This window comes from Citrobacter tructae (assembly GCF_004684345.1).
GTDB lineage: Bacteria > Pseudomonadota > Gammaproteobacteria > Enterobacterales > Enterobacteriaceae > Citrobacter > Citrobacter tructae.
In genome coordinates this window covers 2,444,602-2,458,915 of the sequence record NZ_CP038469.1, presented here as the reverse complement: position 1 = coordinate 2,458,915, position 14,314 = coordinate 2,444,602, and the positions used below count along the sequence as shown (strand labels likewise).

12 protein-coding genes, 2 tRNA genes and 3 rRNA genes are annotated in these 14,314 nt (G+C 51.8%); 9 read left to right on the top strand and 8 right to left on the bottom strand.

What is annotated here, in order from left to right; all coding sequences use genetic code 11:
- Positions 1 to 32: 32 nt before the first annotated feature.
- Both rof and E4Z61_RS12610 read right to left on the bottom strand, forming a co-directional pair.
- Positions 33 to 293 (bottom strand): Rho-binding antiterminator, encoded by a 261-nt coding sequence (rof, locus tag E4Z61_RS12615; protein ID WP_135323069.1) that lies wholly within the window; start codon positions 291 to 293, stop codon positions 33 to 35.
- Positions 280 to 480 (bottom strand): YaeP family protein, encoded by a 201-nt coding sequence (locus tag E4Z61_RS12610; RefSeq protein WP_096758222.1) that lies wholly within the window; start codon positions 478 to 480, stop codon positions 280 to 282. The genes rof and E4Z61_RS12610 overlap by 14 nt, the downstream gene beginning before the upstream one ends.
- Positions 481 to 668: 188 nt before the next feature.
- Between E4Z61_RS12610 and E4Z61_RS12605 the strand changes: the two genes are divergently transcribed.
- Genes E4Z61_RS12605 through nlpE form a run of 3 tightly spaced genes read left to right on the top strand, consistent with a single transcriptional unit; the run spans position 669 to position 2,363 of the window.
- Positions 669 to 1,211, top strand: a complete 543-nt coding sequence (locus E4Z61_RS12605; protein WP_135323068.1) for a YaeQ family protein — start codon at positions 669 to 671, stop codon at positions 1,209 to 1,211.
- A complete protein-coding gene (gene arfB, locus E4Z61_RS12600; RefSeq protein ID WP_135324935.1) occupies positions 1,211 to 1,633 on the top strand; it encodes an alternative ribosome rescue aminoacyl-tRNA hydrolase ArfB in 423 nt (140 codons plus the stop codon). Before E4Z61_RS12605 ends, arfB begins: the two co-directional genes overlap by 1 nt.
- A 31-nt stretch (positions 1,634 to 1,664) precedes the next feature.
- Complete coding sequence (gene nlpE, locus E4Z61_RS12595; protein WP_135323067.1) at positions 1,665 to 2,363, top strand: envelope stress response activation lipoprotein NlpE; 699 nt, start codon at positions 1,665 to 1,667, stop codon at positions 2,361 to 2,363.
- A 45-nt stretch (positions 2,364 to 2,408) separates the two neighbouring features.
- Here nlpE and proS read toward each other — a convergent pair whose 3' ends face one another.
- The 6 genes from proS to metN form a co-directional block, all read right to left on the bottom strand.
- The gene (gene proS / locus E4Z61_RS12590; RefSeq protein WP_135323066.1) at positions 2,409 to 4,127 is read right to left on the bottom strand and encodes a proline--tRNA ligase; all 1,719 of its coding nucleotides are present in this window, start codon (positions 4,125 to 4,127) and stop codon (positions 2,409 to 2,411) included.
- Positions 4,128 to 4,240: 113 nt separating this feature from the next.
- Complete coding sequence (tsaA, locus tag E4Z61_RS12585) at positions 4,241 to 4,948, bottom strand: tRNA (N6-threonylcarbamoyladenosine(37)-N6)-methyltransferase TrmO (RefSeq protein WP_135323065.1); 708 nt, start codon at positions 4,946 to 4,948, stop codon at positions 4,241 to 4,243.
- Complete coding sequence (gene rcsF, locus E4Z61_RS12580; RefSeq protein ID WP_043018504.1) at positions 4,945 to 5,349, bottom strand: Rcs stress response system protein RcsF; 405 nt, start codon at positions 5,347 to 5,349, stop codon at positions 4,945 to 4,947. Before rcsF ends, tsaA begins: the two co-directional genes overlap by 4 nt.
- Positions 5,350 to 5,465: 116 nt before the next feature.
- Positions 5,466 to 6,281 (bottom strand): methionine ABC transporter substrate-binding lipoprotein MetQ, encoded by an 816-nt coding sequence (gene metQ / locus E4Z61_RS12575; protein ID WP_135323064.1) that lies wholly within the window; start codon positions 6,279 to 6,281, stop codon positions 5,466 to 5,468.
- A 45-nt stretch (positions 6,282 to 6,326) separates the two neighbouring features.
- Positions 6,327 to 6,980, bottom strand: a complete 654-nt coding sequence (locus E4Z61_RS12570; protein ID WP_003018471.1) for a methionine ABC transporter permease MetI — start codon at positions 6,978 to 6,980, stop codon at positions 6,327 to 6,329.
- The gene (metN, locus tag E4Z61_RS12565; RefSeq protein ID WP_135323063.1) at positions 6,973 to 8,004 is read right to left on the bottom strand and encodes a methionine ABC transporter ATP-binding protein MetN; all 1,032 of its coding nucleotides are present in this window, start codon (positions 8,002 to 8,004) and stop codon (positions 6,973 to 6,975) included. The genes E4Z61_RS12570 and metN overlap by 8 nt, the downstream gene beginning before the upstream one ends.
- 189 nt (positions 8,005 to 8,193) lie before the next feature.
- On the opposite strand from metN, the gene gmhB reads away from it, so the two are divergent.
- The 6 genes from gmhB (at position 8,194) to E4Z61_RS12535 (ending at position 14,296) form a co-directional block, all read left to right on the top strand.
- A complete protein-coding gene (gene gmhB / locus E4Z61_RS12560) occupies positions 8,194 to 8,760 on the top strand; it encodes a D-glycero-beta-D-manno-heptose 1,7-bisphosphate 7-phosphatase (RefSeq protein WP_135323062.1) in 567 nt (188 codons plus the stop codon).
- Between the two features lie 367 nt (positions 8,761 to 9,127).
- Positions 9,128 to 10,667 (top strand): 16S ribosomal RNA (locus tag E4Z61_RS12555).
- Between the two features lie 85 nt (positions 10,668 to 10,752).
- A tRNA-Glu gene (locus tag E4Z61_RS12550) sits at positions 10,753 to 10,828 on the top strand.
- Positions 10,829 to 11,045: 217 nt separating this feature from the next.
- Positions 11,046 to 13,955, top strand: a 23S ribosomal RNA gene (locus tag E4Z61_RS12545).
- A 92-nt stretch (positions 13,956 to 14,047) separates the two neighbouring features.
- Positions 14,048 to 14,163, top strand: a 5S ribosomal RNA gene (rrf, locus tag E4Z61_RS12540).
- The 16S, 23S and 5S rRNA genes sit together here with 2 tRNA genes alongside, the layout of an rRNA operon.
- Before the next feature lie 56 nt (positions 14,164 to 14,219).
- A tRNA-Asp gene (locus tag E4Z61_RS12535) sits at positions 14,220 to 14,296 on the top strand.
- Positions 14,297 to 14,314 lie beyond the last annotated feature (18 nt).

Genomic DNA, 14,314 nt, shown 5'->3' with positions numbered 1-14,314 from the left:
GTGAATTCAGGCCTGATAAGGTGCGAGAAGGGTTATGATTCGCTAACCACCACGGTACCGATTTCCGGATGGCTGAAGCTGGCAATTTTGTCGAGACGAAGTTCACGCGTTTCACCTGAGACGTCTGCAACCAGATATTCCACATTCTTGCGTGACACCAGGTCATTGGCTTTCGCCTGCAGAACTTCGCCATCTTTCAGCGCCAGCGTCAGTAATAAATGGTGCTGGCAGGCGAGCTCAAGATTGTCGTAATCATCACAGTTAATGGGTTGATACGTTTCATTCATTGACATAATCGCTCACCAGTAAGTTCGCGGCAGCATAGGCCGCTTTTTCTCTGACCGACTCTGAAAGGGCGCTGTCTTCCGCCACTTCATTCAGTACTTTCAATACGCAGCCCAGCGCATCCGGGACATACCCTAAGTCTCCGCTGGCGATTTCCGCGTACCGCTTGCGTATTAACTCACAATATTTTTCCACATGCCCTCCTGTCAGCACTCTGACTTAACCGTGGATGCAAGTCTAAGCCTACGAAGATAAACTCTGTTTAGCAAGGTGACTATACCATACTCATTCAAGCAATATCAGCGCCTTGATAGAAGAGCTGTTAGCAGCCTTTTGGCGCAGTTTTCGCTACAATGTGCGCCTGATTCGAAAGGAGTTCTCTCATGGCGCTTAAAGCGACAATTTATAAAGCCGTTGTCAACGTGGCGGATCTCGACCGCAACCAGTTTCTTGACGCGACATTGACGCTGGCGCGTCACCCTTCTGAAACCCAAGAGCGCATGATGCTGCGCCTGTTAGCGTGGATTAAATATGCCAATGAACGGCTGCAGTTTACGCGCGGCCTGAGTGCGGAAGATGAACCTGAAGCGTGGTTGCGCAACGATCACCTCGGTGTTGATCTGTGGATTGAGCTGGGGTTACCCGATGAGCGCCGTATTAAGAAAGCCTGCACTCAGTCGGCGGAAGTTGCCCTGTTTGCCTATAACAGCCGGGCGGCGCAAATCTGGTGGCAGCAAAACCAGAGTAAGTGCGCCCAGTTTAAAAATCTTACCGTCTGGTATCTGGATGATGAACAGCTGGCACAACTGAGCGATTTTGCCGGTCGCACCATGACGCTGCAGGCGACCATCCAGGATGGCGCTATCTGGTTGTCAGACTCTCAGAACAATCTGGAAATTCATCTGTCCGCATGGCAGCAGCGTTGATGATTGTTATCTCCCGAAATGTCTCTATCCCTGATAATGAGCTGGAAATCACGGCGATTCGGGCGCAGGGTGCGGGCGGACAGCACGTTAATAAGACTTCGACGGCCATCCATTTGCGCTTTGACATTCGGGCCTCTGGCCTGCCAGAGTATTACAAGGAACGGCTGCTGGCTGCCAGTCATCATCTAATCAGCAGCGATGGTGTCATTATTATCAAGGCACAGGAATACCGCAGCCAGGAACTCAACCGGGAAGCGGCCCTGGCCCGGCTGGTGGCGGTAATTAAAGAATTAACCGCAGTGCAAAAAAGCCGACAGGCAACCCGCCCTACGCGCGCCTCGAAAGAGCGCAGGTTGTCATCGAAGGCGCAAAAATCCACAGTGAAGGCACTGCGTGGGAAAGTTCGTCGCTCTCAGGACTGACGAACAGGAATAATAAAATCATAAGGAATTTATAGTGAAAACAGCAATATTGTCAGTAATCGCTGCATGCACGCTCTTTTCCTTGATCGGCTGTAATAATCGCACTGAAGTAGAAGCATTACAGCCGACGCGGGCGGCAGAATTAAAACCGATGCAGCAAAGCTGGCGCGGCATCTTACCCTGTGCCGACTGCGAAGGGATTGAAACCTCGCTGTTCCTGGAAAAAGACGGAACATGGGTGATGAACGAACGTTATCAGGGCGTACGGGATGAACCGTCTTCTTTTGCCTCTTATGGAACCTGGGCGCGCACGGCAGATAAGCTGGTGCTGACCGACAGCAAAGGTGAAAAGTCTTACTACCGGGCAAAAGGCGAGGCGCTGGAAATGCTCGATCGTGAAGGTAATCCGATCGAATCGCAGTTCAACTATACCCTTGAGCCGGTTTCAGCCAGTTTGCCAGTCACGCCAATGCCGATGCGGGGCATGTATTTCTACATGGCTGATGCGGCAATCTTTACCGACTGCGCAACAGGTAAACGTATGCCGGTGGCGAATAACGCCCAGCTTGAACGTGACTATTTATCGGCACGGACAGAAACGGGACAATCAGTCTTGCTGACTCTTGAAGGACATTTCACGCAGGAGGCGAACCCGGATACGGGTGAGAGGGTAAAAACACTGATGGCGGATAAAGACGCTAAATTTATACCCGGTAAAGCATGTAATTAATCGATGAAGTGAAAAGGCCCTGATAATCAGGGCCTTTTGCTGGTGTTAGCCTTTAATCGCTTTGACCAGGTAGTCAACGATGTCGCCGGTTTTAATCAGCTGTTTCTCTCCGTTACGACGGTATTTGTATTCGATATCATCGTTGTCGAGGTTACGATCGCCCAGCACGATGGTGTGCGGGATCCCGATCAGTTCCATATCGGCAAACATCACGCCCGGACGCTCTTTACGATCGTCCATCAGCACTTCGATACCCTGCGCGCGTAGCTCTGCGTACAGCTTCTCAGCCAGCTCCTGCACGCGGTAGGATTTGTGCATGTTCATCGGCAGAATCGCCACCTGGAACGGCGCGATAGCGTCTGGCCATACAATGCCGCGATCGTCAAAGTTCTGTTCAATAGCCGCAGCAACCACGCGAGTTACCCCAATACCGTAGCAGCCCATGGTCAGCGTCTGGTTACGACCATCTTCGCCCTGAACAGCGGCTTTCATTGCTTCAGAGTACTTGGTACCCAGTTGGAAAATGTGACCGACTTCGATACCGCGTTTAATCAGCAACGTACCTTTACCATCCGGGCTTGGATCGCCGGCCACTACGTTACGGATATCTGCTACTTCTGGTGTGGCAACATCACGATCCCAGTTAATACCGAAATAGTGTTTACCATCGATGTTGGCGCCTGCAGCGAAATCGCTCATGACCGCAACGGTACGATCGATAACCACCGGGATTGGCATGTTCACCGGACCGAGCGAACCCGGACCTGCTTTCACCACGGCACGAATTTCTTCTTCGGTAGCGAAGGTCAGCGGGCTAGCAACCTGAGGCAGTTTTTCGGCTTTAACTTCGTTCAGCTCATGATCGCCACGAACCAGCAGCGCAACCAGTGGGTAGCTGCTACCTTCAACCGCTTTCACCAGCAGGGTTTTAACGGTTTTTTCAATCGGCAGATTGAACTGTTCAACCAGCTCAGCGATGGTCTTCGCGTTTGGCGTATCAACCAGCGTCATTTCTTGGGTGGCGGCGGCGCGTGTTTCTTTTGGCGCAACGGCTTCAGCAAATTCGATGTTGGCGGCAAAATCTGAGCTGTCAGAGAACACTACGTCATCTTCACCACTCTGCGCCAGTACCTGGAATTCGTGAGAGGCGCTACCACCGATTGAGCCGGTATCAGCCTGCACCGCACGGAAATCCAGACCCATACGGCTGAAGATTTTGCTGTACGCGGCATACATCGCGTCGTAGGTTTCCTGCAGCGATTCCTGAGAAGTATGGAAAGAGTACGCATCTTTCATCAGGAATTCGCGGGAGCGCATCACGCCGAAACGTGGGCGAACTTCGTCGCGGAATTTGGTCTGGATCTGGTAGAAGTTCAGCGGCAGCTGTTTGTAAGAGCTGAGCTCGTTACGGATCAGATCGGTGATGACTTCTTCATGCGTTGGGCCGAGTACGAATGGACGATCGCCGCGGTCAGCAATACGCAGCAGTTCCGGGCCGTATTGTTCCCAACGGCCGCTCTCTTCCCACAGTTCAGAAGGCTGAACTACCGGCATTAACACCTCGATAGCACCGGCGTTGTTCATCTCTTCACGCACGATGTTTTCGACTTTTTTCAGGACGCGCACGCCGGTCGGCAGCCAGGTGTATAACCCGGAGGCCAGCTTGCGGATCATCCCGGCGCGCAGCATCAGCTGGTGGCTGATGACCTCGGCGTCGGCAGGTGTCTCCTTCAAAGTGGAGAGCAGATATTGGCTAGTACGCATGTTGTTACGGTTCCAGTTGGACGATCGAACAGGCTCAAAACGAGCCTGGCACAAAACAAAAGTGGTTTAGTTTACCAGCGAGAAAGGGATGTCAAAAGAGTACGCGACGCAAATTAGCGGGCTTCCAGAGCAAAGACCTCAAATCCTGACTGCGTGACGCGCCAGCGGACGTTAAAGTCCAGCAGCCAGACGGCATAGGTTCTGCCTTCTTCCTCGTTTTTACGGTAGGCAGGACGTGGATCCTGCGCCAGCACTTCGGCAATAAACTGACGAAGATGCGGATAACGTTTTTCAAGCCCAGGCAGTTGCCCGGCGATCTCTTCACTGAACGTCACGTTTACGCTGGCCTGCGGCGCATCCTGCGCATAGCTGGCACGCGCATCGGGCAGCGATTCGGCAAACGGCAAATACGGCTTTATATCCACTACCGGCGTACCATCGACAAGATCCAGCCCACCAAGCTCGAGAATGACGTGCTCTTTATGACAGCGGATGCCCCGTAGCTCAACCAAAGACATGCCGACAGGGTTAGGACGAAACGTTGAACGCGTGGCGAAAACGCCCATTCTGGCGTTGCCGCCAAGACGGGGAGGGCGCACGGTTGGATGCCATCCACCTTCCATTGTCTGGTGAAAAACAAAAATCACCCACAAATGGCTGAATGCTTCCAGGCCGCGAACGGCATCAGCCTGGTTATAGGGTGCGAGCAAATGAAGCTCACCGCTGGCGCTTTTCACCAGACCAGGCTGGCGTGGAACGGCGAACTTTTCTTTATAAGGTGAGCGGATAACGCCTATTTGCTCGAACTGAAAATGGCTCATTTCGCCGAAATGTTCAGTGCAGAACCAATGCAAACCGCCTGACGATAGCAACCCGGCGTCCCGCTGGTCACTTCGCAACTGTGCAGCAATACCGCATTTGCTTTCATTTTAGAGGCGTTAATCTGCATGCGTTTGCGAGCGGTTGGAATGCTCGGAGGGGAATCCTGGTTCGATGCCTGGCAGGATTCGCCGCTGACTTCGCCGAGGTCGCGGAACGGTTTGCCCACTAAATCTTCAGCGTTAGTAATGATTCTTACCGGCGTAGCGCGCGGTGCTTTTGGTTTTTCCGGCTCCGCTTTCGGCGGGGTAGCGGTGCTTTGAACGGGTTCAACAGGGGATCTGCTTAACATAGAACAGCCGCTCAGCATGAGTGCTACTAAACAGATCGGTAAAGCACGCATAATATTTCCTCAATGAATAATCTAAACGTCAGATATTGAATCAGGTGCTTGCATAAATGACAAGACGGGCAAGCGCCCGTCCTGATGATATTACATATTGTGGAAACAGCCTAAAATTACCAGCCCTTAACAGCACCGCCGTTGAAGACTTTGTTTGCTGCTTCGTACACTTCGTCAGACTGATACGCCTCAACGAATTTCTTCACGTTCTCAGCATCTTTATTGTCTTCGCGAGTTACGATCAGGTTTACGTACGGGGAGTCTTTATCTTCAACAAAGATACCGTCTTTAGCCGGCGTCAGGCCGATCTGGCTGGCGTAGGTGGTGTTGATGACCGCCAGTGCGATTTGTGCATCGTCCAGGGAACGTGGCAGCTGCGGCGCTTCCAGCTCAACCAGCTTCAGGTTTTTCGGGTTTTCAATCACGTCCAGCGCGGTTGGCAGCAGGCCAACGCCATCTTTCAGTTTAATCAAGCCCACTTTCTGCAGCAGCAGCAGTGAACGGCCGAGGTTAGTCGGGTCGTTTGGAATCGCTACCTGAGAACCTTCCTGCAGCTCATCCAGCGATTTGATTTTTTTGGAGTAGCCCGCAATCGGGTAAACAAACGTGTTGCCTGCAGCAACCAGTTTGTAACCACGATCTTTGATCTGCTGATCCAGGTACGGTTTGTGCTGGAAGGCGTTGGCATCAATATCGCCTTTGCTCAGCGCTTCGTTAGGCAGGACGTAATCGTTGAACGTGACCAGCTCAACGTCCAGACCGTATTTTTCTTTCGCCACTTTCTGTGCGACTTCCGCAACTTGCTGTTCTGCGCCAACAATAACGCCCACTTTGATGTGATTTGGATCTTTTTCATCCTGACCACAACCCACAAGTGCCAGAGAACCGATCAGGGCTCCAACTGCCGCAAAGGTTTTGAATTTGAACACCATGCTTATTTCCTTTTCTTAATGAGTTTTTTTGTGTTGTGTGCAACGTTATTTGTGCGTGACTGCCCGGACGATGCGATCGCCGGATAACTGAATTAAATAAACCAGAACGACGAGCAATACCAGCACTGTATTCATCACGGTAGCATTGTATCCAATGTAACCGTATTGATAGCCAATCTGCCCAAGACCACCTGCACCGACGGCACCGCCCATTGCAGAATAGCCCACCAGGGTAATCAGGGTGATCGTCGCCGCATTTACCAGACCCGGCAATGCTTCCGGCAGTAACACCTTACGCACGATCTGCAACGGTGTAGCGCCCATTGCACGGGAGGCTTCAATCAGCCCGGTTGGGATTTCCAACAGCGCATTTTCCACCATACGGGCGATAAACGGCGCGGCGCCAACGGTCAGCGGGACGATAGCGGCCTGCAACCCGATAGACGTGCCAACAATCATGCGGGTGAACGGAATCATCCACACCAGCAAAATAATGAACGGGATGGAACGGAAAATGTTTACCAGCGCAGAGAGCGTACGGTAAAGCTTCGCGTTCTCAATGATTTGCCCCGGACGCGTGACATACAGCAACACGCCGACCGGCAGGCCAATCACAAAACCAAAAAAACCGGACACAAAGGTCATTGCCAGCGTTTCCCATACGCCGCGAACCAGCAGCCACATCATCGGCTCAGACATAACCCAGTACCTCTACTTTTACATGGTGTTCCTGCAGCCAGTCGATGGCCGCTTGTGTATCTTCCTGCGTACCGTGCATTTCAGTCAGCATGATGCCGAACTTGACGCCACCGGCGTAATCCATCTGCGCGCTGATAATGTTGTTATTCACATTAAAGCGACGGGCCGTTTCAGAGAGCAATGGGGCATCGACCGAGTGACCGGTGAATTCCATACGCAGCATCGGGACGCTGTCGGCTGTCGACTCTGATTTTAAACGCGCCAGATAATCTTCCGGAATATCCAGATGTAGCGTGGATTGAATAAATTTCTGCGCCAGCGGGGTTTTCGGGTGTGAAAACACTTCGCTCACTGTGTCCTGTTCGATCAGTTCACCGTCGCTGATAACCGCCACACAGTCACAAATACGTTTTACGACGTCCATCTCATGGGTAATCAGCAGAATGGTTAACCCAAGACGGCGGTTAATGTCTTTAAGTAATTCCAGAATCGAACGGGTAGTTGCCGGATCGAGCGCGCTGGTGGCTTCATCGCACAGCAGCACTTTGGGATTACTTGCCAGCGCACGGGCAATGGCGACACGTTGTTTCTGGCCACCTGAAAGATTGGCTGCATAGCTGTCGTGTTTATCGCCAAGGCCAACTAAATCCAGCAGCTCCGTTACGCGACGTTTGATCTCTTCTTTTGGTGTATTGTCCAGCTCCAGCGGAAGCGCGACGTTACCAAATACCGTGCGGGAAGACAGCAGGTTAAAGTGCTGGAAAATCATGCCAATTTGGCGACGAGCTTTGGTCAGATCGGATTCAGAAAGCGTGGTTAGCTCCTGACCGCCTACCTGTACGCTGCCCTCCGTTGGGCGTTCAAGTAAGTTAACGCAGCGGATTAGCGTACTTTTACCGGCGCCTGAGGCGCCAATAACGCCATAAATCTGTCCTGCAGGAACATGCAGGCTGACATTGTTCAGTGCCTGAATAGTGCGCGTCCCCTGCTGGAACACTTTGGTGATATTCGAAAGTTTAATCATTGGTTATTTATTATCGTAATTAAGTTAGCCGTGGCATTTTCGTCTGTCTGGTACGGTCGACGTTGTTAATAAGATGGATGTTAAGGCATCCAGACGTCTAAATCAATCGGGCTTTGCAAGATGAGCACTTTCTTGCCTGCCGAAACATGCGATACTAGAGCAACATGCCTTATTCAGGAGCTATAAAAGGTGGCAAAGTCTGTACCTGCAATTTTTCTCGACCGTGACGGTACCATTAATGTGGACCACGGTTACGTACATGAGATTGACGAGTTCGAGTTCATCGACGGCGTTATTGATGCCATGCGTGAACTTAAACAGATGGGCTATGCGCTTATCGTCGTGACTAACCAGTCTGGTATTGCTCGCGGTAAATTTACTGAAGCGCAGTTCGAAACGCTGACGGAGTGGATGGACTGGTCGCTGGCCGATCGTGATGTTGATCTGGATGGCATCTATTATTGTCCTCACCACCCACAAGGTACCGTAGAAGAGTACCGCCAGGTTTGCGACTGTCGTAAACCGCATCCAGGGATGCTGCTCTCTGCCCGAGATTTCCTGCACATCGATATGGCTGCTTCTTATATGGTGGGCGATAAAATAGAAGATATGCTGGCAGCTGCAGCTGCTAACGTAGGGACGAAGGTATTGGTACGTACGGGCAAGCCTGTCACGCCAGAAGCAGAAAATGCGGCTGATTTGGTGATAAATAGCCTGGCAGACCTGCCATTGGCGATAAAAAAGCAGCAAAAATAAGCGTTGTGGATAAAAGGTGAGCGGTTGAAACAAAAATGCATTTTTCCGCTTGTCTTCCTGAGTCGACTCCCTATAATGCGCCTCCATCGACACGGCGGATGTGAATCACTTCACACAAACAGCCGGTTCGGTTGAAGAGAAAAACCTGTAAATAAGAGGTTGACTCTGAAAGAGGAAAGCGTAATATACGCCACCTCGCAACGGTGAGCGAAAGCCGCGTTGCACTGCTCTTTAACAATTTATCAGACAATCTGTGTGGGCACTCGAAGATACGGATTCTTAACGTCGCAAGACGAAAAATGAATACCAAGTCTCTGAGTGAACATACGTAATTCATTACGAAGTTTAATTCACGAGCATCAAACTTAAATTGAAGAGTTTGATCATGGCTCAGATTGAACGCTGGCGGCAGGCCTAACACATGCAAGTCGAACGGTAGCACAGAGAGCTTGCTCTCGGGTGACGAGTGGCGGACGGGTGAGTAATGTCTGGGAAACTGCCCGATGGAGGGGGATAACTACTGGAAACGGTAGCTAATACCGCATAACGTCGCAAGACCAAAGAGGGGGACCTTCGGGCCTCTTGCCATCGGATGTGCCCAGATGGGATTAGCTAGTAGGTGGGGTAACGGCTCACCTAGGCGACGATCCCTAGCTGGTCTGAGAGGATGACCAGCCACACTGGAACTGAGACACGGTCCAGACTCCTACGGGAGGCAGCAGTGGGGAATATTGCACAATGGGCGCAAGCCTGATGCAGCCATGCCGCGTGTATGAAGAAGGCCTTCGGGTTGTAAAGTACTTTCAGCGAGGAGGAAGGTGTTGTGGTTAATAACCGCAGCAATTGACGTTACTCGCAGAAGAAGCACCGGCTAACTCCGTGCCAGCAGCCGCGGTAATACGGAGGGTGCAAGCGTTAATCGGAATTACTGGGCGTAAAGCGCACGCAGGCGGTCTGTCAAGTCGGATGTGAAATCCCCGGGCTCAACCTGGGAACTGCATCCGAAACTGGCAGGCTAGAGTCTTGTAGAGGGGGGTAGAATTCCAGGTGTAGCGGTGAAATGCGTAGAGATCTGGAGGAATACCGGTGGCGAAGGCGGCCCCCTGGACAAAGACTGACGCTCAGGTGCGAAAGCGTGGGGAGCAAACAGGATTAGATACCCTGGTAGTCCACGCCGTAAACGATGTCGACTTGGAGGTTGTTCCCTTGAGGAGTGGCTTCCGGAGCTAACGCGTTAAGTCGACCGCCTGGGGAGTACGGCCGCAAGGTTAAAACTCAAATGAATTGACGGGGGCCCGCACAAGCGGTGGAGCATGTGGTTTAATTCGATGCAACGCGAAGAACCTTACCTACTCTTGACATCCAGAGAACTTAGCAGAGATGCTTTGGTGCCTTCGGGAACTCTGAGACAGGTGCTGCATGGCTGTCGTCAGCTCGTGTTGTGAAATGTTGGGTTAAGTCCCGCAACGAGCGCAACCCTTATCCTTTGTTGCCAGCGGTTCGGCCGGGAACTCAAAGGAGACTGCCAGTGATAAACTGGAGGAAGGTGGGGATGACGTCAAGTCATCATGGCCCTTACGAGTAGGGCTACACACGTGCTACAATGGCATATACAAAGAGAAGCGACCTCGCGAGAGCAAGCGGACCTCATAAAGTATGTCGTAGTCCGGATTGGAGTCTGCAACTCGACTCCATGAAGTCGGAATCGCTAGTAATCGTAGATCAGAATGCTACGGTGAATACGTTCCCGGGCCTTGTACACACCGCCCGTCACACCATGGGAGTGGGTTGCAAAAGAAGTAGGTAGCTTAACCTTCGGGAGGGCGCTTACCACTTTGTGATTCATGACTGGGGTGAAGTCGTAACAAGGTAACCGTAGGGGAACCTGCGGTTGGATCACCTCCTTACCTTAAAGAAACGTTCTTTGTAGTGCTCACACAGATTGTCTGATGAAAAGTAAATAGCAAGGCGTCTTGCGATTGAGACTTCAGTGTCCCCTTCGTCTAGAGGCCCAGGACACCGCCCTTTCACGGCGGTAACAGGGGTTCGAATCCCCTAGGGGACGCCACTTGCTGGTTCGTGAGTGAAAGTCGCCGACCTCAATATCTCAAAACTGACTCCCTGAGTTATGTTTGAGATATTTGCTCTTTAAAAATCTGGATCAAGCTGAAAATTGAAACGACACACTGTGTCTGTTCTCCGTAATAAGAACAGATAAGCGGTGTGTTCGAGTCTCTCAAATTTTCGCAAGTCGAAATGTTTTACGAAACATCTTCGGGTTGTGAGGTTAAGCGACTAAGCGTACACGGTGGATGCCCTGGCAGTCAGAGGCGATGAAGGACGTGCTAATCTGCGATAAGCGTCGGTAAGGTGATATGAACCGTTATAGCCGGCGATTTCCGAATGGGGAAACCCAGTGTGATTCGTCACACTATCATTACGTGAATACATAGCGTAATGAAGCGAACCGGGGGAACTGAAACATCTAAGTACCCCGAGGAAAAGAAATCAACCGAGATTCCCCCAGTAGCGGCGAGCGAACGGGGAGCAGCCCAGAGTCTGAATCAGCATATGTGGTAGTGGAACGGTCTGGAAAGTCCGACGGTACAGGGTGATAGTCCCGTACACAAAATCACACATGCTGTGAACTCGAAGAGTAGGGCGGGACACGTGGTATCCTGTCTGAATATGGGGGGACCATCCTCCAAGGCTAAATACTCCTGACTGACCGATAGTGAACCAGTACCGTGAGGGAAAGGCGAAAAGAACCCCGGCGAGGGGAGTGAAAAAGAACCTGAAACCGTGTACGTACAAGCAGTGGGAGCCTTGATTTATCAGGGTGACTGCGTACCTTTTGTATAATGGGTCAGCGACTTATATTCTGTAGCAAGGTTAACCGTATAGGGGAGCCGAAGGGAAACCGAGTCTTAACTGGGCGTTAAGTTGCAGGGTATAGACCCGAAACCCGGTGATCTAGCCATGGGCAGGTTGAAGGTTGGGTAACACTAACTGGAGGACCGAACCGACTAATGTTGAAAAATTAGCGGATGACTTGTGGCTGGGGGTGAAAGGCCAATCAAACCGGGAGATAGCTGGTTCTCCCCGAAAGCTATTTAGGTAGCGCCTCGTGAACTCATCTTCGGGGGTAGAGCACTGTTTCGGCTAGGGGGTCATCCCGACTTACCAACCCGATGCAAACTACGAATACCGAAGAATGTTATCACGGGAGACACACGGCGGGTGCTAACGTCCGTCGTGAAGAGGGAAACAACCCAGACCGCCAGCTAAGGTCCCAAAGTCACAGTTAAGTGGGAAACGATGTGGGAAGGCACAGACAGCCAGGATGTTGGCTTAGAAGCAGCCATCATTTAAAGAAAGCGTAATAGCTCACTGGTCGAGTCGGCCTGCGCGGAAGATGTAACGGGGCTAAACTGTGCACCGAAGCTGCGGCAGCGACACTATGTGTTGTTGGGTAGGGGAGCGTTCTGTAAGCCGTTGAAGGTGGCCTGTGAGGGTTGCTGGAGGTATCAGAAGTGCGAATGCTGACATAAGTAACGATAATGCGGGTGAAAAACCCGCACGCCGGAAGACCAAGGGTTCCTGTCCAACGTTAATCGGGGCAGGGTGAGTCGACCCCTAAGGCGAGGCCGAAAGGCGTAGTCGATGGGAAACAGGTTAATATTCCTGTACTTGGTGTTACTGCGAAGGGGGGACGGAGAAGGCTATGTTAGCCGGGCGACGGTTGTCCCGGTTTAAGCATGTAGGCGGAGAGTTTAGGTAAATCCGGACTCTTATTAAACGCTGAGGTGTGATGACGAGGCACTACGGTGCTGAAGTAACAAATGCCCTGCTTCCAGGAAAAGCCTCTAAGCATCAGGTAACACGAAATCGTACCCCAAACCGACACAGGTGGTCAGGTAGAGAATACCAAGGCGCTTGAGAGAACTCGGGTGAAGGAACTAGGCAAAATGGTGCCGTAACTTCGGGAGAAGGCACGCTGATACCAGGTGAAGCGACTTGCTCGTGGAGCTGAAATCAGTCGAAGATACCAGCTGGCTGCAACTGTTTATTAAAAACACAGCACTGTGCAAACACGAAAGTGGACGTATACGGTGTGACGCCTGCCCGGTGCCGGAAGGTTAATTGATGGGGTTATCCGTAAGGAGAAGCTCTTGATCGAAGCCCCGGTAAACGGCGGCCGTAACTATAACGGTCCTAAGGTAGCGAAATTCCTTGTCGGGTAAGTTCCGACCTGCACGAATGGCGTAATGATGGCCAGGCTGTCTCCACCCGAGACTCAGTGAAATTGAACTCGCTGTGAAGATGCAGTGTACCCGCGGCAAGACGGAAAGACCCCGTGAACCTTTACTATAGCTTGACACTGAACACTGGTCCTTGATGTGTAGGATAGGTGGGAGGCTTTGAAGTGTGGACGCCAGTCTGCATGGAGCCAACCTTGAAATACCACCCTTTAATGGCTGGTGTTCTAACGTAGACCCGTAATCCGGGTTGCGGACAGTGTCTGGTGGGTAGTTTGACTGGGGCGGTCTCCTCCTAAAGAGTAACGGAGGAGCACGAAGGTTAGCTAATCCTGGTCGGACATCAGGAGGTTAGTGCAAAGGCATAAGCTAGCTTGACTGCGAGAGTGACGGCTCGAGCAGGTGCGAAAGCAGGTCTTAGTGATCCGGTGGTTCTGAATGGAAGGGCCATCGCTCAACGGATAAAAGGTACTCCGGGGATAACAGGCTGATACCGCCCAAGAGTTCATATCGACGGCGGTGTTTGGCACCTCGATGTCGGCTCATCACATCCTGGGGCTGAAGTAGGTCCCAAGGGTATGGCTGTTCGCCATTTAAAGTGGTACGCGAGCTGGGTTTAGAACGTCGTGAGACAGTTCGGTCCCTATCTGCCGTGGGCGCTGGAGAATTGAGGGGGGCTGCTCCTAGTACGAGAGGACCGGAGTGGACGCATCACTGGTGTTCGGGTTGTCATGCCAATGGCATTGCCCGGTAGCTAAATGCGGAAAAGATAAGTGCTGAAAGCATCTAAGCACGAAACTTGCCCCGAGATGAGTTCTCCCTGACTCCTTGAGAGTCCTGAAGGAACGTTGAAGACTACGACGTTGATAGGTCGGGTGTGTAAGTGTAGCGATACATTGAGCTAACCGATACTAATGAACCGTGAGGCTTAACCTTACAACGCCAAAGATGTTTTGGTGAAGAGACACGATATTCGGCTTGATACAGATAACATCAGAACGCAAAAGCGGTCTGATAGACAGAATTTGCCTGGCGGCTGTAGCGCGGTGGTCCCACCTGACCCCATGCCGAACTCAGAAGTGAAACGCCGTAGCGCCGATGGTAGTGTGGGGTCTCCCCATGCGAGAGTAGGGAACTGCCAGGCATCAAATTAAGCAGTAACCGGGATGAATAATCCGGGTAGTGACAAAGAAATTCGGTGGAGCGGTAGTTCAGTTGGTTAGAATACCTGCCTGTCACGCAGGGGGTCGCGGGTTCGAGTCCCGTCCGTTCCGCCACTTATTAAAAGCCCTGAG